General features: G+C 65.8%; 18 protein-coding genes and 2 pseudogenes. 9 read left to right on the top strand and 11 right to left on the bottom strand.

Annotated features, from left to right (window positions below):
* Positions 1-162 precede the first annotated feature (162 nt).
* Both AOQ71_RS08895 and AOQ71_RS08890 read right to left on the bottom strand, forming a co-directional pair.
* On the bottom strand, positions 163-1,038 hold the full coding sequence (locus AOQ71_RS08895; RefSeq protein ID WP_057744631.1) for a dihydrodipicolinate synthase family protein: 876 nt from the start codon (positions 1,036-1,038) through the stop codon (positions 163-165).
* A gap of 98 nt (positions 1,039-1,136) precedes the next feature.
* Positions 1,137-2,082, bottom strand: a pseudogene (locus AOQ71_RS08890) (VOC family protein); the annotation flags it as partial.
* 199 nt (positions 2,083-2,281) lie between these two features.
* Between AOQ71_RS08890 and AOQ71_RS08885 the strand changes: the two are divergent.
* The 3 genes and pseudogenes from AOQ71_RS08885 to AOQ71_RS08880 all read left to right on the top strand — a co-directional run.
* Positions 2,282-3,148, top strand: coding sequence for a S1C family serine protease (locus tag AOQ71_RS08885; protein WP_057744625.1), 867 nt, complete (start codon positions 2,282-2,284; stop codon positions 3,146-3,148).
* Positions 3,145-3,216: pseudogene (locus tag AOQ71_RS47505) on the top strand (response regulator transcription factor); the annotation flags it as partial. The gene AOQ71_RS08885 and the pseudogene AOQ71_RS47505, both read left to right, overlap by 4 nt.
* Positions 3,217-3,219: 3 nt before the next feature.
* A partial coding sequence (locus AOQ71_RS08880) for a response regulator transcription factor (RefSeq protein WP_245316813.1) occupies positions 3,220-3,496 on the top strand: 277 nt, incomplete at its 5' end.
* A gap of 10 nt (positions 3,497-3,506) precedes the next feature.
* On the opposite strand, the gene AOQ71_RS08875 is transcribed toward AOQ71_RS08880, so the two are convergent.
* The 5 genes from AOQ71_RS08875 to AOQ71_RS08855 form a co-directional block, all read right to left on the bottom strand.
* On the bottom strand, positions 3,507-4,748 hold the full coding sequence (locus tag AOQ71_RS08875; RefSeq protein ID WP_245316812.1) for an amidohydrolase family protein: 1,242 nt from the start codon (positions 4,746-4,748) through the stop codon (positions 3,507-3,509).
* Positions 4,749-4,777: 29 nt separating this feature from the next.
* Positions 4,778-5,866 carry a sensor histidine kinase gene (locus tag AOQ71_RS08870; RefSeq protein WP_057744618.1) on the bottom strand — a complete coding sequence of 363 codons (1,089 nt, stop codon included), beginning with the start codon at positions 5,864-5,866 and terminating at the stop codon, positions 4,778-4,780.
* Positions 5,853-6,545 carry a response regulator transcription factor gene (locus AOQ71_RS08865; RefSeq protein ID WP_057744614.1) on the bottom strand — a complete coding sequence of 231 codons (693 nt, stop codon included), beginning with the start codon at positions 6,543-6,545 and terminating at the stop codon, positions 5,853-5,855. The genes AOQ71_RS08870 and AOQ71_RS08865 overlap by 14 nt, the downstream gene beginning before the upstream one ends.
* Positions 6,546-6,642: 97 nt before the next feature.
* Positions 6,643-7,143 (bottom strand): hypothetical protein, encoded by a 501-nt coding sequence (locus tag AOQ71_RS08860; protein WP_057744609.1) that lies wholly within the window; start codon positions 7,141-7,143, stop codon positions 6,643-6,645.
* Positions 7,144-7,407: 264 nt separating this feature from the next.
* Entirely contained in the window at positions 7,408-9,741 is a 2,334-nt protein-coding gene (locus tag AOQ71_RS08855; protein WP_057744606.1) for a Tex family protein, read from the bottom strand.
* A gap of 702 nt (positions 9,742-10,443) precedes the next feature.
* Here AOQ71_RS08855 and atzD point away from each other — a divergent pair.
* Entirely contained in the window at positions 10,444-11,553 is a 1,110-nt protein-coding gene (gene atzD / locus AOQ71_RS08850) for a cyanuric acid amidohydrolase (RefSeq protein WP_057744603.1), read from the top strand.
* A gap of 241 nt (positions 11,554-11,794) precedes the next feature.
* A complete protein-coding gene (locus AOQ71_RS08845) occupies positions 11,795-13,264 on the top strand; it encodes an amidase (RefSeq protein ID WP_057744600.1) in 1,470 nt (489 codons plus the stop codon).
* A 136-nt stretch (positions 13,265-13,400) separates the two neighbouring features.
* On the opposite strand, the gene AOQ71_RS08840 is transcribed toward AOQ71_RS08845, so the two are convergent.
* A complete protein-coding gene (locus AOQ71_RS08840) occupies positions 13,401-13,718 on the bottom strand; it encodes a hypothetical protein (RefSeq protein WP_057744597.1) in 318 nt (105 codons plus the stop codon).
* 131 nt (positions 13,719-13,849) lie between these two features.
* Between AOQ71_RS08840 and AOQ71_RS08835 the strand changes: the two genes are divergently transcribed.
* Together AOQ71_RS08835 and AOQ71_RS08830 are read left to right on the top strand one after the other, a co-directional pair.
* The gene (locus AOQ71_RS08835; RefSeq protein WP_057744594.1) at positions 13,850-14,758 is read left to right on the top strand and encodes a PaaI family thioesterase; all 909 of its coding nucleotides are present in this window, start codon (positions 13,850-13,852) and stop codon (positions 14,756-14,758) included.
* 79 nt (positions 14,759-14,837) lie between these two features.
* On the top strand, positions 14,838-15,203 hold the full coding sequence (locus AOQ71_RS08830) for a hypothetical protein (RefSeq protein ID WP_057744591.1): 366 nt from the start codon (positions 14,838-14,840) through the stop codon (positions 15,201-15,203).
* Between the two features lie 9 nt (positions 15,204-15,212).
* Here AOQ71_RS08830 and AOQ71_RS08825 read toward each other — a convergent pair whose 3' ends face one another.
* Together AOQ71_RS08825 and AOQ71_RS08820 are read right to left on the bottom strand one after the other, a co-directional pair.
* Positions 15,213-15,845 (bottom strand): 2-dehydro-3-deoxy-6-phosphogalactonate aldolase, encoded by a 633-nt coding sequence (locus AOQ71_RS08825; protein WP_057744588.1) that lies wholly within the window; start codon positions 15,843-15,845, stop codon positions 15,213-15,215.
* A 13-nt stretch (positions 15,846-15,858) separates the two neighbouring features.
* Positions 15,859-16,773, bottom strand: a complete 915-nt coding sequence (locus tag AOQ71_RS08820; RefSeq protein ID WP_057744585.1) for a 2-dehydro-3-deoxygalactonokinase — start codon at positions 16,771-16,773, stop codon at positions 15,859-15,861.
* 219 nt (positions 16,774-16,992) lie between these two features.
* Here AOQ71_RS08820 and AOQ71_RS08815 point away from each other — a divergent pair, with 219 nt between their 5' ends.
* Positions 16,993-18,090 (top strand): LLM class flavin-dependent oxidoreductase, encoded by a 1,098-nt coding sequence (locus AOQ71_RS08815; protein ID WP_057744582.1) that lies wholly within the window; start codon positions 16,993-16,995, stop codon positions 18,088-18,090.
* A 56-nt stretch (positions 18,091-18,146) separates the two neighbouring features.
* Complete coding sequence (locus AOQ71_RS08810; protein ID WP_083514064.1) at positions 18,147-18,701, top strand: flavin reductase family protein; 555 nt, start codon at positions 18,147-18,149, stop codon at positions 18,699-18,701.
* 144 nt (positions 18,702-18,845) lie between these two features.
* On the opposite strand, the gene AOQ71_RS08805 is transcribed toward AOQ71_RS08810, so the two are convergent.
* Positions 18,846-20,177, bottom strand: a complete 1,332-nt coding sequence (locus tag AOQ71_RS08805) for an IS1182 family transposase (protein ID WP_057742559.1) — start codon at positions 20,175-20,177, stop codon at positions 18,846-18,848.
* Positions 20,178-20,256: the final 79 nt, after the last annotated feature.

The following is a 20,256-nucleotide window of genomic DNA, read 5'->3' as shown; positions in this document are numbered from 1 at the left end:
CCTTTTAGCGGATCGATCGGGAGCATGCCAGCCACGGTTTTAGGCGGTCGGACCACGGATTTGTCATGCCCCGAAGATCATCGTCATTCCGGGGCGTCCGAAGGACGAACCCGGAATCTCGAGATTCCGGGTTCGATGCTGCGCATCGCCCCGGAATGACAATCACCGCAGCTCTCGCAGCGCCGCTTCCACCACCTTGCGCGCATCGGCCGTGAGCGGCGCCTGCGGCGGAATGGGATCGCCGACGTCGTAGCCCTGGATCGCAAGGCCAGCCTTGATGCAGGCGGCAAGGTTGAAGCGGGCGAAGGCCTCGTTGATGCGCCACAGCCGGCGCTGCAGCGCCATGGCCTCGCCCCAGCGGCCCGCCTGGCAAAGGTTGTAGAGCGCAACGCTCTGGCGCGGGATGATGCAGGCCGGCCCCGCCATCCAGCCGAGGCCACCGATCAGCATCACCGCGGCCGGGATATGGGCGGAGGCCGAGAACACGCGCAAGGAATCGCCGCAGCGGTTCATGATCGAGAGCAGCCGCCCGGTGTTGGTCGAGGCGTCCTTGATGTAGCCGATGCGCGGATGCTCGGCGAGGCGCGCGATGACGTCGAGGGTGAGGTCGGAGCGCTGGAATTGCGGATTGGTGTAGATGACGACGGGAATGTCCACGGCATCGGCGATGCTGCGGAAATAGGATTCGACCTGGGCGTCAGGAAGCGGGAAATAGGCTTCGAGGATTGCCAGGATGCCGTCGGCACCAAGCTTTTGATAGGCCTGCGCCTGCGCCACCGCATCGGCCGTCGAGGTTGAGGCGACGCCCGCCACAACTGGCACGCGGCGCTTCGCAGCCTCGATCGTGGTCTGCACAACCGCCATCCGCTGCGCGGCATTGAGATAGGCGAACTCGCCGGTCGAGCCGAGCGGTGTCAGCCCATGCACACCGGCGCCGATCAGATCGTCGCAGAGCCTTGCGAGCACATCGGTCCGCACCGCGCCATCAGCACTGACGGGCGAGACGAGATAGGGGAAGACGCCGCGAAAATCGGTCATGTCGGGAAAAAGTCCGGGGGAAGCTGAGTCCAGTCTGGCAGCGCACGATCCATCGCGTGCTACCATGGGGTCCTATTGCCAGCAAGCACGCGGGCCGCTCACACCTTCAGCAATCGCACCCGCGTGCCCCAGGGGTCGACGGCCTCGACGCCGTCAGGCAGTTGCACGACGCGCGCGCCGCCCTTGCGCAGGCGTTCTTCCTGCGCGGCGAGGATGTCCTGCTTTTCCGTCACGAGCGAGAACCAGGCGAGTCCGGTCATCGCATCGTCGCGCTGGCCGGCGCCCTCGCTCTGCCAGACGTTCATGCCGAGATGGTGGTGATAGCGCCCGGACGACAGGAACGCGGCGCCGCCCCGGCTGCGGGTCGGGTCGAGGCCGACAGCGCCATGGTAAAAACTCTGCGCCTGTGCGAGATCGCCGACGCGCAAATGCATGTGGCCGACGCGCAGGCCATCCGGCGCCCTGGCATAGTCGCTGACGCGCGTGTTGGTCAGCGACAGCAGGTCGGGAATGTTGAGCTCGTCGGTCGCCATCTTCACGCTACCCTCGCTCCACTGCCATTGCGAGGGATCGCGGTCGGCATAGACCTCGATGCCGTTGCCTTCGGGGTCGTCGAGGTAGACGGACTCGCTGACGAGATGATCGGCAAAGCCCGACAGCGGCACCCGATGCGAGGCAGCATGGACCAGCCAGCGCGAGAGATCTTTTCGCGTCGGCATCAGGAAGGCGGTGTGATAGAGGCCGGCGGCGTTGCGCGGCTCGATCGCGGCGTCGGGGCGGGCTTCCAGCACCAGCAGCGTGATACCTGATGTGCCGAGCTTCGCGGCGCTGCCTGAGCGCTCCATCACGGTAAGCCCGATCACGTCGCGGTAGTAATCGGCCACTTTATCGAGATTTTTCACCCGCAGCGTCACCATGCCGATCCGCATCGGCGTGCGACTGGCGTAGGTTGGCCCACCGCCTTGCGGATTGCCCTCGGCGCGCGCCGCGCCGGCCGCAGCCATCGCGAGCGAGCTGGCGCCGGCCAGTTGAAGCAGGGTACGGNGGTGAGGTCGATGGTCATCGGTCGGGGCTCGCTGAAAATGGTTTGGGGCCGTCAGGCGCGATTGGCAGATTGCTACACGTTGCCATGAGGAGTTCCCAATCACATGTTGGTCGGCTACGGCCCTGAAGGACTGGCCACCCGGCCAGTTCCACAATTGGCCGCGAGGTACCAGATTGAGGACAGCTTAGGGAGCCCTCCATGACCGACCTCACCCCCCTCACCTTGCTGTCATCGGCGCTGGCGGATGTCGTGGCGCGGATCGCGCCGTCCGTTGTATCAGTCCATTCGCATCGTTCCGGCTCGACCGGCTTCGTCTGGAAGCCCGGCCTGATCGTCACCGCCGACGAGGCGCTGGCCGACGAGGGCGATGTCCAGATCGTGCTCGCCGATGGCGGCACGGTTGCCGCCGCGATCGTCGGCCGCGACCACACGACCGATATCGCGCTGCTGCGCGCTGAAACCAATATTGCCCCGGTCAAGCTGGCCGCGACTGTGCCCGCTCTCGGTGCGCTCTCGGTCGTGGTCGCCACCAACAGGGATGCGCCGAGTGCGGCGCTGGGGATGGTATCCGTCTCAGGCCAGGGCTGGCGCTCCTTGCGCGGCGGCGAGATCGATGCGCGGATCGAGCTCGATGTTCGCCTCCGTTCGAGCCAGGAGGGCAGCCTTGCCCTCGATGCTTCCGGCGAGGCCTTTGGCATGGCCGTGCTCGGACCGCGGCGCGTGCTGGTGATTCCGACGGCGACGATCGAGCGCGTCGCAGCCCAGCTGGAGACGCGCGGCCGCATTGCGCGGGGATATCTCGGGCTCGGACTGCAGCCGCTGCGGCTCGATGACGGCATCGGCGCGATGGTGATGAATGTCGACAAGGCCGGTCCAGCGGCCAGCGCCGGCATCCGCCAGGGCGACGTGATCGTGGCGGTCAACGACCAGAAGCTGTCAGGCGTGCGCGCATTGTTGCGGACGCTGGGACCCGCCAGCGTCGGCCGGGTGGTCGATCTCGCGGTCCGCCGTGGCGGCGAACCTGCCAGCTTCAGGGTCACGATCGGCGAGAGGCCCGAGGCGTGAGCGCGGACATCTCGCCTGATATCGTGCTGTCGCTCGAGATCGACGATCCAGCGCTCGCCGACCGCCTCNNNGGGGCTTCGCGTTGCCGCGCCCGGCGAGGCCGCCAATGCGACGATCGTCGCCCGCGATCCGCGTGTCATGCCCGAGGATATCGCGCTGACGCAGCGCGAGCTCGACGTGCTGGCGCTGATGGCCGAAGGCGCCTCCAACAAGATGATCGCGCGCCGGCTCAACATCTCCGTGCATACCGTGAAATTCCACGTCGGCTCGCTGCTCGACAAGCTGGATGCGACCGGCCGCACCGATGCGGTGGCACACGCGGCGCGCCGCGGCGTGATCGAGCTCTGAGCAGCGCGCCTCAGGGGACAATTGCGGCCTCCGCGAGCGCGCGCATGCGGTCAGTATCGACAACGCGGCCATGGCTGATGACGACACGCGGCGGCGCATGAAAGCGCAATGCCTCGGTGACGTCGCCCTGGTCGAGGATGACGAGATTGGCTGCGCAGCCGAGGCCGAGGCCGTAGCGCTCGAGGCCGAGCGCCGCGGCGGCGCGCGTGGTGATCATGTCGTAGAGCGTCTCGAGCTCGCTCTTCTTCGTCATCCACAGCAGGTGCGAGGCCAGGAACGCCACCTCCAGCATGTTGTTGCGGCCGAGCGGATAATAGGCGTCGGAAATATCGTCCTGGCCGAGACAGACATTGATCCCGGCGCCCAGCAGCTGCTTGACCCGCGCATGCAGCGGGCCGGTGTGGGGGTCGCTGACGACGCTGACACGGGCCTTCCCGAGCAGGACCATCAGCTCGCGAAGATAGTTCTCGGGATAGAGCGCCATGGCGCGGCAATGATGAGCGAGCGCCCGGCCCTCCATGCCACGCGCGATCACCGCGCGCGCCATCATGTCGAGCGTGCGCATATTGGCATCGCCGACGTCGTCGAGCAGCATCGAGATGTCGGCGCCGTGCTCGGCGGCAAGGTCGAAGCAGAAATCGATGTGGCGGCGCATGTCCTGCTCGTTGGCCTCGATCCAGGGGATGCCGCCGACGACATCGGCCCCCGATGCCATCGCCTCGCACATCAGGCCGTCGGCCCCTCGCTCGCGCAACAGGCCATCCTGCGGGAACGCAACCACCTGGATCTCGACGATGCCGCGAAACTCCTCACGGATGGCGAGCAGCGCCTTGACGCCCTCGAGCCTCGCCTTGGTGTCGACATCGGCAAAGGCACGGACATGGAGATTGCCGTGGAGCGCCGCAAGCGCCACCGCGCGCCGCGCGTTCGGAATGATCCAGGAGGCGTCGTAGCTGCTCTTGACCACCGCCGCGAGCTCGATCGCCTTCGCCGCCTCGGTCATGTCGACGCCCTGATAGGCCTCCAGCGCCGCCTCCGACATCATCGGCAGGGTCGAGACCTTGCAAAGATGCAGATGCGGATTGACGAACGCCGACGTCACCAGGCCGCCTCGGGCATCGATGACGGATTGCGCGGCGTGATCGAGCCGGTCGCCGATCGCCGAGATCACGCCGTCGGTCATCGCGATGTCGACGAGCTCGCGGCTGCGCATGCGCGCGTTGGTGATGACGAGATCAGGCAGGCTTGGCATGGCAGGACTCTCACGCGATACATTTGCGATCATGCAAGTTGGGTGCCGAGCCGGTGCGGCGGAAAATCGAGCCGGACCTTCAAGCCCGGATCATTGTCATGCAACATGATCTCGGCGCCATGGAGGCGGGCCACGGCCGCGACCAGGCTCAGCCCCAGACCGTTGCCCGGGGTGTAGCGGCTCTGCTCGAGCCGATAGAAGCGCTTGAATACGTGGTCGCGCTGGTCGGCCGGAATGCCCTCGCCGTCGTCGGCGATCGTAATCGAGGCGCCGCTCTCGGTGCCTTGGCAGATCACCGTCACCTTTCCACCTGGGCGGCCATGCTTGATGGCGTTGTCGACCAGATTGGCGATCGCATCGAACAGCAGGTCGCGGTCGCCTGTGACGGCGACCTCGCGCTCGCCAGTGAGGCTCAGGCGCGTTGCGACCTGCTCGGCAGCGGCGTCGTAGAGTTCAACCACCTCGCCGGCGATCTCGGCCAGATCGAGCGGGCGAAACGCGCTGCGGCGGGCGCGGGTCTCGATCTCCGAGATCCGGGTGATCGAGGCGAACATCCCGAGCACGGCATCGAGGTCGGCGATGGTGTCGCCGATCAGGGCGGCGTCGGCCGCATCGTTGCGCGGAGCATGATAGGCCTTTTCCAGCCGGCCCCGCATCCGCGTCAGCGGCGTGCGCAGATCGTGGGCGACATTGTCGCTGACCTGCTTCACCTCCCCCATCAGCGTCTCGATGCGATCGAGCATCTGGTTGAGGTTTTCGGCGACGCGGTCCCATTCGTCATGGCTGCCGCGCAAGGGAATGCGCCGGTCGAGGCCCGAGAGCATGATCGCGCGGCTGGTGGCATTGATCTCCTCGATCCGCCCGACCGTGCGCCGCGTCACCAGCACGGCCGCGACGCCCGACAGCACGAACAGCAGCACGGCGACGGCGATCGTCGCCAGCTCGAGCATCGCGACGAAGCCGGAGTGGTCGCCGGCATCGCCGACGCGGCTGCGCACATAAGCGAGCGTGCCGACATAGACGTAGGCCATGATCGCCGCGACGATCAGGCCGAAGATCGCGATCGCGATCAGTGCCAGGCGGAAGGTCGAGGACCGGAGCGTGTTAGCCAGGAGCACGGAGGCAATATCCGATGCCGCGGATGGTGTGGATCAATGGATAGGCCTGGGCATCGTCGACCTTGCGGCGGACGCGTCCGACATAGACGTCGATGATGTTGGTGGAGGGATCGAAATGCAGGTCCCAGACGTGCTGCAGCAGCATCGCGCGGGAGACGACGCGGCCCTCATTGCGGACGAGATATTCGAGCAATTGGAATTCGCGCGGCAACAGCGGGATCTTGCGGCCGCGCCGGCTGGCATTGCGCGCGATCAAATCGACGGCGAGGTCGCCGACGCGCAGGATCGTTTCCTTGGCGATGGTCTCGCTGCGGCGGCCGAGGGCCTCGAGGCGCGCGAGCAGCTCGACGAAGGAGAACGGCTTGACGAGGTAATCGTCGCCGCCGGCACGCAAGCCGCGCACGCGCTCGTCGACCTCGCCGAGTGCGGAGATGATCAGGAACGGCGAGGCAACGCCGTCGTCGCGCATCTGCCGCATCACGGTGATGCCATCGATGTCGGGCAGCATGCGGTCGATGGTGATGACGGCATAGTCGCGTGCGGCGCCGTGGCTGAGGGCTTCGCGCCCTGTGGCGGCGAGATCGACCTCATAGCCTGATGTCGTCAGTTCCTCGACCAGCTGGCCCGCGGTTTCCGGATCGTCCTCGACGACAAGGATGCGGCGATGGCCTCCGGTCATGACAAACTCCGCGCGACGATCGCCACCAGATTATCCCGTTCCGGGGCTGAGCGGAACCACCCGGTGGCGATCGCGACAATGGTGCGGACCGGCGATGCTAGTACCAACTGTCCCCGCACACATTGACCCATTGCCAGCCATAGGGCGTCCAGCTCCTGCGCCAACAGTCGTCGTCGTAATAGTTGGCGTAGTAGAACGGCGCGCCGAACACGGCAAACCGGTGGAAGCGATGATGCCGGAAGAAGAAGGCGTGGCGGCCGATGAAGGGCCTGCCGTGCCAGCCGCCGCCGACGAAACGCGGCCCGATCGCCGCATGGGCGAAACGCACGCCACCGAAGCCAGGTCCGCCGACATGGGCGAAGCGAGCCCCGCCGAAGCCTGGTCCACCGACGTGGGCGAAGTGTGCACCGCCCATGCCGCCGACATGCATGCCGCCGAAGCCGCCAGCGCGCATGCCGCCGCCACCGAAGTGGCCACCACCGCCGAAGCCGCCGTGACCGCCGCCTCCGCCGCCGCCTCGGGCCAGCACCGGTGAGCCCAGCGCCATCGCTGCAGCGATCGCTCCCGCAGCGAGGCCCTTGAGAAGCCTGTTGTCCATCGAAGCATCCTCCGTGCTGCGCGGCGATATCGCTGCCGCACCGGAGGGATCAGAGAGGAACGGACGGGCAGCTTCAACTTACAAGCGCGCCAGATTCTGACGCCGAAGTTAGGATGGGGCTCCCCCCGTCATTGCGAGCGCAGCGAAGCAATCCAGAGTGTTTCCGCGGAGGGATTCTGGATTGCTTCGCTGCGCTCGCAATGACGGCGTGGATAGGGCGCGATCCCATCTCTCCCCGCAGAACAGCGGGAAGAGGTTAGAACATCACACCCGCTTGCCGTTGTTCTTCTCCGCGGCCCGGCGCATCGCCTCGGCGAGCGCACCGCCGCCGCTGGAGGATTCCTGCTTGCGCGGGGCCGAGGACATCATGCGGTTGGTGTTGCGCGTGTTGTCGCGCTGCATGCCGGGGGCGTCCTTCTTGGGCCCGACCTCGTCATCGAGGCGGAGCGTCAGCGAGATGCGTTTGCGGGCGACCTCGAAGTCCAGCACCTTCACCTTGACGATGTCGCCGGGCTTCACCACCTCGCGCGGATCCTTGATGAAGGTCTTGGACATCGCCGAGATGTGCACCAGGCCGTCCTGGTGCACGCCGATGTCGACGAAGGCGCCGAAGGCGGCGACGTTGGTCACGGTACCCTCCAGGATCATGCCCTTCTGAAGGTCCTTGATCTCCTCGACGCCCTCCTTGAACACCGCGGCCTTGAATGCCGGACGCGGATCGCGGCCGGGCTTTTCCAGTTCCTTCAAGATGTCGGTGACGGTCGGCAGACCAAAGGTCTCGTCGACGAAATCCTTCGGCTTCAAGGTGCGCACGATTTCGCTCGAGCCGATCAGCGCCTTGATGTCGCTCTTGGTCGCCGCGAGGATGCGGCGCACCACCGGATAGGCTTCCGGATGCACGCCGGAAGCATCGAGCGGGTCCTCGCCACCGAGGATGCGCAAAAAGCCCGCGCACTGCTCGAACGCCTTTGGACCGAGGCGCGGCACGTCCTTCAGCGCCTTGCGCGACTTGAACGGGCCGTTGGCGTCGCGATGCGCCACGATGCTCTGGGCGAGGCCCGAGCCGACCCCCGACACGCGCGCGAGCAGCGGCGCAGAGGCGGTGTTGACGTCGACGCCGACCGCGTTCACGCAGTCTTCGACCACGGCATCGAGCGATTTGGCGAGCTTGGCCTGGCCGAGATCGTGCTGATACTGGCCGACGCCGATCGCCTTGGGCTCGATCTTGACGAGCTCGGCGAGCGGATCCTGCAAGCGGCGGGCGATCGAGACCGCGCCGCGGAGCGTGACGTCGAGGCCCGGCAATTCCTCCGATGCGAACGCCGAGGCGGAATAGACCGACGCGCCCGCTTCCGACACCACGATCTTGCTCATCTTCAGCTCGGGGAGACCCTTGACCAGCTCGGTTGCGAGCTTGTCGGTCTCGCGCGAGGCGGTGCCGTTGCCGATCGCGATCAGCTCGACGCGGTGCTTGATCGCGAGCCGGCCGAGCGTTGCCAGCGACTCGTTCCACTGCCGCTGCGGCTCGTGCGGGTAGATCGCGGTGGTGTCGACCACCTTGCCGGTGGCATCGACGACAGCAACCTTGACGCCGGTGCGGTAGCCGGGATCGAGCCCCATGGTGACGCGGGTGCCGGCGGGCGCCGCCAGCAGCAGGTCGCGCAGGTTCGAGGCGAACACGCGCACGGCCTCGGTCTCGGCCGCGTTCCACAGCCGCATGCGCAAATCGATGTTGAGATGCACCTGGATCTTGGTGCGCCAGGCCCAGCGCACGGTGTCGATCAGCCAGCGGTCGCCGGGACGCTTGAGGTCGGCGATGCCGAACCGCTTCATGATCTTCAGCTCGTAGGCGCCTGGCACGCCGGCGGGCGGCGCTTCCTCGGCCTGGATCTGGAGATCGAGGATCTCTTCCTTCTCGCCGCGGAACATCGCCAAAATTCTATGCGAGGGGAGTTTCGTCAGCGGCTCTGAGAAGTCGAAATAGTCGGCGAATTTTTCGCCCTCGGTCTTCTTGCCGTCGCGCACCTTGGAGGCCATGCGCGCATTGCTCCACATGTCCTCGCGCAAGGCCCCGATCAAATCGGCGTCCTCGTCGAAGCGTTCGACCAGGATGGCGCGGGCGCCGTCGAGCGCAGCCGCGGCATCTGCAACGCCCTTCTCGGCATTGATGAAGCTTTCTGCGACGATCTTGGGATCGCTCGCGGGGTCCGCCATGAGCTGGTTGGCGAGCGGCTCGAGGCCGGCTTCCTTGGCGATCTCCGCCTTGGTGCGGCGCTTCGGCTTGAACGGCAGATAGATGTCTTCGAGACGCGCCTTGCTGTCCGCGGCCATGATCGAGGCTTCCAGCGCGGCATCGAGCTTGCCCTGCTCGCGGACCGATTCGAGGATGGCCATGCGGCGGTCCTCGAGTTCGCGCAGGTAAACCAGGCGCTCCTCCAGGGTGCGCAATTGCGCGTCGTCGAGCGCACCGGTCGCTTCCTTGCGGTAGCGCGCGATGAAGGGAACCGTGGCGCCGCCGTCGAGCAGCGTCACTGCCGCCTCGACCTGCTCCGCCCGTGCCCCAAGCTCCTGCGCAATTTTCTGGTTGATATTGGCCACGCGAGATTTCCTCTCTATTCCCAAGCACGCGACCCAGACCGAAATCCGGCCGCGGGACGCCGCTTATGGACCAACCGAGGTTGATTCATCAAGGTGCGGGGCGCAACCGTCGACAGAGGATTTTTTTGTTGCCTTGATGCGATCTCGCCACAATCGTGGGGGTGGCGAGGTGCCAGATAGCGGAAGTTGAGGCACAAGCTCCCTCCACTCGTCATTGCGAGGAGCTCTTGCGACGAAGCAATCCAGAATCCCTCCGCGGAAAGACTCTGGATTGCTTCGCTACGCTCGCAATGACGGAGCAAGGAGTTGCATTGCATTCTCCGACGGACATTTCGACTTGCAGGCACGCCATCGCGCTCCCGGGCGCATTTCGCCCGAGTTTTGCTCTGCATTCACAAATCCAAATTTCGGTAAAGTGGAATACTTTTGAGTAGATGGCTTGACGCATTGCGAAACAGGAGTCGACGGCAGCCGCTCCCACCCCGTCATTCCGGGGCGCGCCGCTTGGCGCGAGCCTGGAATCCATTCACCGTCACAGCGCGCTGCACGATGGATTCCGGGTTCGCGCTGCGCGCGCCCCGGAATGACGGTCGGGGCTTGTTGTCCCTGATATCGCTGCGCTCCGTCCGGCTACGGCCTTGACATCCACCTCGGTTCTGCGGCTGGCTGGCGCGCCGGCTACCGAACTTCATAGGACACTCCATGCGCACCACATCGGTCGGCGTCTTCAAGATCGCCACCAAGGGCCCCGGCGATGTCTCCGGACTGATGCGGCTGATCGAGCAAGGCGCGATCGATCCCACCTCGATCCTGGCGATCCTCGGCAAGACCGAGGGCAATGGCGGCGTCAATGATTTCACCCGGGAATATGCCGTCGCGGCGCTGTGCAACGCGCTGGCGCCAAAACTCGCGCTGACACCTGAAGCGGTCGAGCAGCGCATCGCCTTCGTGATGTCGGGCGGGACCGAGGGCGTGCTCAGCCCGCACCTCACGGTGTTCACGCGCCAGCAGGTCGAAACGCCGCCCGCCGGCATGCCCGGCAAGCGCCTGAGCATCGGCATGGCACAGACCCGCGATTTCCTGCCCGAGGAGCTCGGCCGTTCCGCACAGATCAGCGAGACCGCGAGCGCGGTGAAGGCCGCGATGGCGGATGCCGGCATCAGCGATGCCACTGATGTTCATTTCGTCCAGATCAAATGCCCGCTGCTGACCAGCGAGCGTGTCGAGGCGGCCGCCGCGCGCGGCCACAAGACGGCGACGATCAGCGCCTACAGCTCGATGGCCTATTCGCGCGGCGCCTCGGCGCTTGGTGTTGCAGTCGCGCTCGGCGAGATCGCGTCAGATATCCGCGATGAGGACGTGTTGCGGCGCTACGACCTGTTCTCGAAGGTGGCCTCGACTTCTTCAGGGATCGAGCTGATGCACAACGTCGTCATCGTGCTCGGCAATTCGGGGACCTCCGCGAGCGAATTCGAGATCGCGCACGCCGTGATGAGCGACGCCATCGATGCCGCCGCGGTGACTGAGGCGCTGGGTAGCGTCGGAATAAGGCCTGGCGCGCAGGCAAAAGCAGGCCGCGAGCTCGTCAACGTCTTCGCCAAGGCGGAGGCTTCGCCTGACGGCACCGTGCGCGGCCTCCGCCACACCATGCTCGAGGACACCGACATCAGCTCGACACGCCACGCCCGCGCGGCCGTCGGCGGCCTGATCGCCGGCCTTGCCGGGACCAGCGCGGTCTACGTCTCCGGCGGCGCCGAGCATCAGGGACCTGCCGGTGGCGGCCCGGTTGCGGTGATCGCGCGGCTCTCCTAAAGCGCGATTGACATCGCGCTTTAGCTTGTTGTTTGAGCATGATCTCAGCGCAAACGCGTTCCGCGTTTGTCGCGGGAAAACCGCTTCACACTTTGCGCTAACGCGGCCCTCCGGGTCCGGATCATGCTTTATGAGAGGCCACCCCTCCGCCCGGCGCAACCCTGCCCTTCGCGCCGGCTCAGTTGATTCAGGCGGGCCCTTGCGAAAAAGGTGACGCCGCATCTTAGGGGATTTTGACTTCATGACCTTGCCGATGAGCTGGAACGAATGGGCGCAGCACGATGGCGTTGGCCTTGCGGCCCGCGTCCGCAAGGGCGAGCTGTCGGCAAAGGAGCTGGCACGGCAGGCCGCGGGTGCCGTCGCCAAGGTCAATCCGACGCTGTCGGGCGTGGTCGAGCTGTTCGACGACGTGATCGCCGATCCCGCCAAGGACGGCGCCAATCTTGCGGGTCCGTTCGCCGGCCTGCCCTTCCTGATGAAGGATCTGGGACCGACCATGAAGGGCCGGCTGCAGGAGATGGGCTCGCTGCTGATGCGCGGCAATCGCGCGACGGCCGACACCTTCCTGACCGGCAAATTCCGCCAGGCAGGACTCAACCTGATCGGGCGCACCACGACGCCGGAATTCGGCGTGTGCTCGTCGGCCGACAATCCCGCTGTTTACGTCACGCGCAATCCCTGGAATACCGACTACACCACCTGCGGCTCGTCGGCGGGCAGCGCCGCGATGGTCGCGGCCGGCGTGGTGCCGATCGCGCACGCGACCGATGGCGGCGGCTCGATCCGCATTCCCGCCGGCGTCAACGGCAATATCGGGCTGAAGGTCTCGCGCGGCGTGTTCTCGCTGGCGCCGCACATGTCCGACCTCACCGGCCTCGTCTCGATCCAGGGCTGCCAGTCGCGCACCGTGCGCGACACCGCGGCGTTCGTCGACCATGCCCGCGGGCCGGCCCCGGGCGAGTTCATGCCGTTCTGGACCACGGCGCAGCCCTACAGCGAGATGATCAAGCGCGATCCGTCAAAACTGCGCATCGCGCTGTCCCACACCTGGGGCGACTATACTGCGACATCAGAGATCAAAGCCGAGCTGGAGAAGACCGGCCGCTTCCTCGAAGGCCTCGGTCATCATGTCGACTACGCGCTGCCCGAGCTCGATTTCCGCGCCGCCTTCGCCGCGCAGACCACCTGCTACATTTCGAACTTCTCGGTCGTGATCTCCAACATGCTCGCCGCACGCGGGCTGGAGCGCCCGCCGGAAGACCTGATCGAGCCGATGAACATCCGGATCTGGCAAGCCGGGCTTCATACCAGCTTTGCCGACCGGGCGAAGATGCAGGCCGTGTTCAACACGACCTCGCGCGGCTTTGGCAGTTTCTTCGAGCAGTGGGACGTGATCCTGACGCCGATCACGGCGTTGCCGACGCCGAAGGTCGGCACCAAGCAATATCTCACCACCTCGGATAATCCTGACGTGCTCGACTGGTTCGGCAATCTCTGGCGCTTCTTCGCCTTCACGCCGCTCGCCAATCTCTGCGGCATCCCGGCGATCTCGCTGCCGATGGCTGCCCAAGATCACGGCCTGCCGCTCGGCATCCAGGCTATCGCCAAGCAAGCCAATGACGGCCTCCTGCTGCAACTCGCCGCCCAGATCGAGCGCGCGCTGGACGGCAAGTGGAACGGCGGCAAGAAGCCGAAGGTGCATGTCGGCTGAGGCAGAGCCGATCTGTGCAGCTTCGTAGCCCGGATGGAGCGAAGCGCAATCCGGGGGCGGCGGCAAGATTCCCGGATTACGCTTTCGCTCCATCCGGGCTACGCACCTTATCCTCTAGAACGTCTAAATATCGGCCCTAGTTCTTCACCGCCGGAATCGCGTCCTCCGGCTGCTGCTGACCGAGCTTGAGCATCGCGAGCGCCTTGTCGAGCGCTTCGCGCAAGGCCAGCGCCGCGGCCGCGCTGCAGCGTAAATGCGCGGTCTGGACCACGTCGACCCTGACGGCGGCGCCGATCGGCATCAGGAGATTTGCGGCCAGCTCGATCTGGATGGCGCCGTTGTGATGGCCAAAGCAGGACGCGCCGTCGAAATAGATGATCGGCGCCCGCTCCGAGCTCGAGGTCGAAATGGTGACGGGGCCCTCTTTGGCGGCTGGTGTTTCGGGATCGGCCATGGGGTACTCCTCGCGAGGCAGGGAACGGACGCCCACCATCGTTCCTTCAGCGGGCGCTGTCGAGGCCAAAGCTGCCTGCTAGCTTTGCAGGCGGGGTTTTGCGCGGGGCCCGACTGGTCTAGAACGTCACCATGTCCAACTCATCGACCACACGTCCCTTCGAGGAACTCGCCGAGGCCATCAAGGGCCGCCGTTCCGATTACGGCCATATCAGCGGGCTCCAGCTCGACCGGTTCGCGCCTGGCGAGGCCTGGTCGAGCCTGCCCTACCGCCCTGTCTTCGTCGGCAACACCGAAACCGGCGTGCTGCATGGCGGCGTCGTCACCGCGATGCTGGACGAGAGCTGCGGCATGGCGGTGCAGCTGGCGCTCGACGGCACCAGCGCGATCGCAACGCTGGACCTGCGCATCGACTACCAGAAGCCGGCGACGCCCGGGCTCGCCATCAAGGCGCATTCGGTCTGCTACCGCACCACGCGCTCGATCGCCTTCGTGCGCGCCACGGCCTACCAGGAGTCCGAGGACGATCCGGTGGCGACCGCCACCGCCTGCTTCATGATCGGCGCCAATCGCACCAACATGCTGGCGGATCGCCGCATGGACACGCGCAGCATTCCGACGCTGGAGGCGCCTGATGATCCGGACGGCCCGTTCGCGAGCAGCCCGTTCGCGCGCGCCCTCGGCATTCGCGTCAATGATGACGGCACGCTGACCATGCCGTTCTCGCCAAGGATCATCGGCAATCCGATCCTGCCCGCGATCCATGGCGGCATGACCGGCGCCTTTCTCGAGACGACGGCGATCTTTGGCGTGCGGCGCGAGCTCGGCATCGCGGCGCTGCCGAAGCCGATCGGGCTCACCGTCAACTATTTGCGCTCCGGCAGGGCATTGGACACCATGGCCAACGTCTCGATCGTGAAACAGGGACGGCGTATCGTCGCCTTCGAGGCGCGGGCTTGGCAGGACGATCCGGCCAAGCCGATTGCGTCCGCCTTCGGTCATTTCATGCTGCGTCCGACGCCGGGAAACGACGAGGAATAGGCGTATTTGACTTGACGGAACGGGCTTGACGTCGAACGGTGGGGCCTCACCATAGCGCGTTCCATCGAGAGGTATTCGCTTGCGGCATCCGATCGACATCATCGCCATGTTTGCCGCCATCTGGCTGCTGGCCTCGATGGTGCTCGACGCGGTGACGCCGAAGGAGCTGACGGCGGTCATGATCGCGATTGCGATTGCGCCCGCCATCGTCATCACCGCCGTGTTCTACTATCTGCGCTGCCCGCGCGCGGATTTCGCGGTGATGTTCGCAGCGCTCTGGCTGATCTCCGACATCGCGATCGCCTTCATCTCGCCGAAGGAATTACCGCTCTGGCTGCTGCTGCTCGGCTTCGTGCCGGCGGCGCTGATCGGCATCGTGCTGCACTGGCAGCGCTTCCAGCGCCGCCATGAGCAGCTGCCGGCGCCGTCCGTAAAGCGCGGCTAGCGCGAGAAATCAGCCGCTCTGTACGGCGAGATCGTAGGCCTCGATCGTCACCTTCGCGCGCGCGGCGACATCGGCGGCCGACATGCCGGGCTTATAGAGGCTGGAGCCGAGGCCGAAAGCGGTGACGCCGCCCTTGATGTACTCGGCAAAATTCTGATCGGAGACGCCGCCGACGGCGGCGATCATCACGCCTGCGGGCAGCACTGCGCGGATCGCGGCGATGCCGGAGGCACCGAGCACGCTCGCCGGAAAGAATTTCAGGCCCGATGCACCGGAGCGCGCCGCGAGCAGCGCCTCGGTCGGCGAGAACACGCCGGGCAGCGTCACCATGCCGTGCTGATGCGCGCGCGCCAGCACGTCGGTGTCGACATTCGGCGAGACCATGAGCCTGCCACCGACGTCGTTGAGGCGATCGACATCCGCCGCTGACAGCACCGTGCCGGCGCCGATCAGCACGCCCGATGGCGCGAGCTTTGCCGCAAGGCCGATGGAGCGGAACGGATCGGGCGAGTTCAAGGGGATCTCGATCGCGGTCATGCCGGCTTCGATCAGCACACCGACGACAGCCTCGGTCTCCTCCGGCTTGACGCCGCGCAGGATCGCGACCAGGGGCCGCTGCATCGGCGGAAAGGGAACGCTCATTTGAAAAATCCTTCTACTTCGTCCAGATCGCAGCAGCCGCCATCGACAGGCCGCGGCGAACTGCTTCATCGGCATCGATCGGAGTCACATTGACCGACAGTGCATCGAAAGCCTGCCGGTAAAGCGTCGCAAGGCGACCCGACGCAATCAGCGCGATGGCGGATTTCGGCACGCTGCCGGAAAGACCCGCCGCCAGCTCCGTGCCGATCAGCGTGCCCGACAACGTCTCGCGCGCGGCGGCCGGCGTGCCGCCGAACAGCAGCTGCCGCGATCGCGCCGTGAACAGGAGATTGGCTGCGAAGGCCGGCGCCGCGAACGCGGCTTTCACGGCCGTCTTGAAGCTCGCGGTGTCCTCGGCTTCATCGGCGCCGGCGACGGCGAGCGACAGGATGGTCTCGCGCGAGACGACGCTGAACAGCTCGCCGGTCATGAAGGTGGAGAAATGCGCGACGGTGCCGTCCTTGACCCGCACCCATTTGGAATGGGTGCCGGGCATGCAGACCAGTGTCTCGCCTTCGGTCTCGAGACCGAGTGCGCCGAGCAATTGAGTCTCCTCGCCGCGCATCACGTCGGGTGCTGCTCTGTCGCGCTGTGCGATGCCGGGCAGGATGCGGATGTCACGCGCCGCGCCGGGAACGCGCGCGGCCTGCTTCAGGATCGCCGCGAGCGGCGCCGGCGTGTCGACATAGCCGGCCTCGACCCAGCCGGTCTTGGCGCCGGCCATGCCGCAGACCAGGACCGGCAGATGATCGGGCGTGCTCACGGCAGTAAGATGCGCTTGCAGCACGCCGGAGAAGCCGGCCTTGGCCGCCGCCAGCATGCCCTCATCGCTGCGGCGCTCGGCGAGCACGCGTCCGGAGCGATCGACCAGCCAGAGCCGGAAGCTGCTGGTGCCCCAGTCCACCGCGACATAAGCGGGTTCGGTCATTTCGAAACGTATCCTCGTCTCACGGCTGAGACGCCGTCTCACGACAACGCGACGGCATCCCGGCAAACCTGTCCCGGGAATATCGGCAATTGCCGCCCTAAACCAGCGTTTTCTCGCAAGGTCGGGCATGGGGCGCGCTGGCACACCGCTTGCTGAAGCTGTTCCTGTTCACGCCAGCGAACGCGCAGCAAGACGCGTCAACATCAGATGAGGAAACCCATGGAGATCGGATATTTCACGATGCCTTCGCATCCGCCGGAGTGCGGGTTGAAGGAAGGACATGACTGGGACCTGCAGGTCATGCGCTGGCTCGACGAGCTCGGCTATCAGGAGGCCTGGGTCGGCGAGCACCACACCGCGCCCTGGGAACCCAATCCCACGCCGGACCTCTTGATCGCGCAGGCCTTGATGCAGACCAAGCGCCTGCGCATCGGACCGGGCGGCTTCCTGCTGCCCTATCATCACCCGGCCGAGCTCGCCAACCGCGTCGCCATGCTGGACCATCTCTCCGAGGGCCGGCTGAATTTCGGTGTCGCAGCTTCGGGGCTGCCGAGCGACTGGGCGATGTTCAACGTCGACGGCATGAGCGGGCAGAACCGCGACATGACGCGCGAGGCGCTGGAGATCATCCTGAAGCTGTGGACCGAGCCCGCGCCGTTCACCCACAAAGGAAAATTCTGGACGGTGACCAAGCCGGACACGATGTTCGATTTCCTGAAACCGCACATCAAGCCGCTGCAGGCGCCGCATCCGCCGATCGGCGTTGCAGGGCTGTCGAAGAACTCGGACACGTTGAAGCTCGCGGGCGAGCGCGGCTTCATTCCGATGAGCCTCAACCTCAACCCGGCCTATGTCTCCAGCCATTGGGACTCGGTCGAGATTGGCGCCGCGAAAACCGGCCGCAAGCCGAACCGGCAGGACTGGCGCCTGGTGCGCGAGGTGTTCGTCGCCGACACCGATGAAGAGGCCTGGAAGCTCTCGACCGGCGACATGATGGGCCGGATGATGAGCGAGTACTTCCTGCCGTTGCTCGGCCATTTCGGCTTCAAGGACTATCTCAAGCACGCCCCTGACGTGCCCGATAGCGACGTCACGGTCGAATATTGCGCCAAGCGGAACTGGGTCGTCGGCTCGCCTTCGACCGTCGCCGAGAAGATCGAAAAGATCTACGACGAGGTCGGCGGCTTCGGCGTGCTGCTGGTGTTCGGCTTCGACTACAAGCACAAGCCGGAAGCCTGGCACCGCTCGCTCGCGCTGCTGAAGAACGAGGTGATGCCGCGCCTGACGCATCTCGGCTCCGCGAAGAAGGCAGCTTGACGCATCGCGGGTGCGGCGTGAACCTGCCGCACCCGCCTCTGTTTCGGAGATTTCGCGTGAGCGTCGACGCAAAGGAGTTCAAGCAGGCGATGCGCCAATGCGCCGGCGCGGTTGCGCTCGTCACTGTCGGCGCCGAGCACGGCAAGCGCACCGGACTGACGGTGACGTCGGCGACCTCGCTGTCGGACGATCCGCCGTCGCTGATCGTCTGCGTCAACCGGAACGCCAGTGCGCACGCCCGCATCCGCGAGGAAGGCGCGTTCGCGATCAACTTCCTGCACGAGGATCACGCCCTGCTGGCGCTGACCTTCAGCGGCCAGAAGGGCGTCAATGGCGATGACCGCTTTGCCTTCGGCCAATGGACGCGCGGTGTTACAGGCGCGCCGGTTTTGACGGACGCTGTCGCGGCGTTCGATTGCGTGCTGGCGCAGGAGTTCGAAACGAAGACGCACTCGATCTTCGTCGGCGAGGTGCGCAGCGCGACGCATTCGGCCGCGGCCGCGCCGCTGGTTTACTTGCGCAGCAGTTTCCACACGCCGCAGGAAATCCGCGAGACCGTCTCGGTCGGCGACCTCGATTCACGGCATCTGAGCTGGACGGATTTTTCGTGAGGGGGCGCCTCTCGCCGCGAAAACAGGATCGTAGGTATCGTAGAGCCTGTGAGCCATTTCCGCGTTCGATATTAAAGAGTGGGTAGCGCCCGCGCTGATGTCGGGGGCCGTCGATGTCGAACCGCCGGGGGATGGCTGTGCTGTCTATGCTTTTGCCAGTTGGTGTCCTTGCAGGATGTTGTTGGTGAGGGCGTACCAGAGCACGACGGCACGGACCTTCTCGATGCCGCGCACGGTCAATTGCCTGAGGTCCCAGTTCCGCCACCGGGCATGGATGCATTCGCAGATCGTGCGGGCTTTGTACTGTGCCTTGCCGGCTTCGCTGGCCATGCGGGCCCGCCAGGCCGCGACGCCAGGACCGTCGCTGCTCCGAGGTAAAAAGGGATCGACACCGCTCCTGGAGTTGGGCGGAGGACAGTAGACCTCGACGCCTTCACCGTGCGCCCATTCGATGTCCTCGCCGCTGCAGAACCCGCCATCGGCGAGGTAGCGACGCGGCAAGCGCTTCAGCCGAGTGCGCGTTCGCTCCAGCATCGGCCGCATCAAGCCGCGATCTGATCCGTTGTTGTCGATGTCGACCGTGACCACGATCAGTTCGCCGGCCGCGCTGGCCACCTGCACATTGTAGGCGGGGCGGAAGCCGGCATCTGCCATCTTCATCACCCTTGCCTGCGGGTCGGTGGTGGAGGCCCGGGGCTCCTTCGGCTTTTTGCCATTGCCGCCTTTTTCGTCGAGTTGCTTGCGCTTCCGCTTGATCTCGTCCAAAGCCCTCTGCGCAGCCTGCACCCGCTCACTGCGTTCGCGTGCCGCGCGCTCTCTGGCCGCCCTGATACGCCGGCTGCTGGCTTCCGGATCCGCATCGACCTCGCGCTTGAGCTCTTCCACCACAGCCTTCGCTTGGGCCATCTGCCGGCCGAGCGTTGCCTCCCGCCGGAACGAGCCGGCCCCCGCATTCGCCCGTATCCGCACCCCGTCCTGGGTCAGCTTCTCCAGATCAATCAGCCCTGCCTCATTCAGAGCCACCAGATGTTCGACCAGCAAACGGTCCAGCAGGTCCGCGCAGCCGACCCGGAAATCCGACAGTGTGTGATAGTTCAAAGACACGCCGCCGCAGAGCCAGCGGTAGACGTCGTGACTGTCGCAGAGCCGATCCAACGCCCGCGCGCTGCCAACGCCATCGCTCGTGGCGTACAGCCAAAGCGCCAGCAGCAGCCGGGGTGATGGCGCCGGATGGCCCGGCCTGTTTTCCCGTGCCTTAACCCGATCTTCCAGCTCGCTCAGGTCGAGCCCCTCGACATAAGCCCAGATCACCCGGGCCAGATGATCCTGCCCGATCAGGCTGTCGATATCGACCGCCCGCAATTCGACCTGATTGCGCACGGGCTCGCGCAGCCGAGGTGCACCCCGCGGCACCGCTTCGGTTCGTGGCGCCGACTGATCCGGCAATTCGCCAAAAAGTCCCTCGTCAGCCATCATCCTCTCCAGCAGATCAGTCTGCCTAGAGAATCACATTCGCCCGACACGCGGTACAAAAGATTCACAGTCTCGTAGGGTG

The sequence above is a fragment of the Bradyrhizobium manausense genome (assembly GCF_001440035.1).
GTDB lineage: Bacteria > Pseudomonadota > Alphaproteobacteria > Rhizobiales > Xanthobacteraceae > Bradyrhizobium > Bradyrhizobium manausense.
Note: the sequence above shows the minus strand (reverse complement) of the source record. Positions and strands in the feature narration are given on the sequence as shown.

Bases quoted from the DNA above. Each gene is read 5' to 3' on its own strand.
- AOQ71_RS08860 (WP_057744609.1), bottom strand. From the start codon at position 7,143: ATGGACAACAGGCTTCTCAAGGGCCTCGCTGCGGGAGCGATCGCTGCA.
- AOQ71_RS08875 (WP_245316812.1), bottom strand. From the start codon at position 4,748: ATGCCAAGCCTGCCTGATCTCGTCATCACCAACGCGCGCATGCGCAGC.
- atzD (WP_057744603.1), top strand. From the start codon at position 10,444: ATGCGCACCACATCGGTCGGCGTCTTCAAGATCGCCACCAAGGGCCCC.
- AOQ71_RS08840 (WP_057744597.1), bottom strand. From the start codon at position 13,718: ATGGCCGATCCCGAAACACCAGCCGCCAAAGAGGGCCCCGTCACCATT.
- AOQ71_RS08820 (WP_057744585.1), bottom strand. From the start codon at position 16,773: ATGACCGAACCCGCTTATGTCGCGGTGGACTGGGGCACCAGCAGCTTC.
- AOQ71_RS08885 (WP_057744625.1), top strand. From the start codon at position 2,282: ATGACCGACCTCACCCCCCTCACCTTGCTGTCATCGGCGCTGGCGGAT.
- AOQ71_RS08895 (WP_057744631.1), bottom strand. From the start codon at position 1,038: ATGACCGATTTTCGCGGCGTCTTCCCCTATCTCGTCTCGCCCGTCAGT.
- AOQ71_RS08835 (WP_057744594.1), top strand. From the start codon at position 13,850: ATGTCCAACTCATCGACCACACGTCCCTTCGAGGAACTCGCCGAGGCC.
- AOQ71_RS08825 (WP_057744588.1), bottom strand. From the start codon at position 15,845: ATGAGCGTTCCCTTTCCGCCGATGCAGCGGCCCCTGGTCGCGATCCTG.
- AOQ71_RS08845 (WP_057744600.1), top strand. From the start codon at position 11,795: ATGACCTTGCCGATGAGCTGGAACGAATGGGCGCAGCACGATGGCGTT.
- AOQ71_RS08815 (WP_057744582.1), top strand. From the start codon at position 16,993: ATGGAGATCGGATATTTCACGATGCCTTCGCATCCGCCGGAGTGCGGG.
- AOQ71_RS08865 (WP_057744614.1), bottom strand. From the start codon at position 6,545: ATGACCGGAGGCCATCGCCGCATCCTTGTCGTCGAGGACGATCCGGAA.
- AOQ71_RS08805 (WP_057742559.1), bottom strand. From the start codon at position 20,177: ATGATGGCTGACGAGGGACTTTTTGGCGAATTGCCGGATCAGTCGGCG.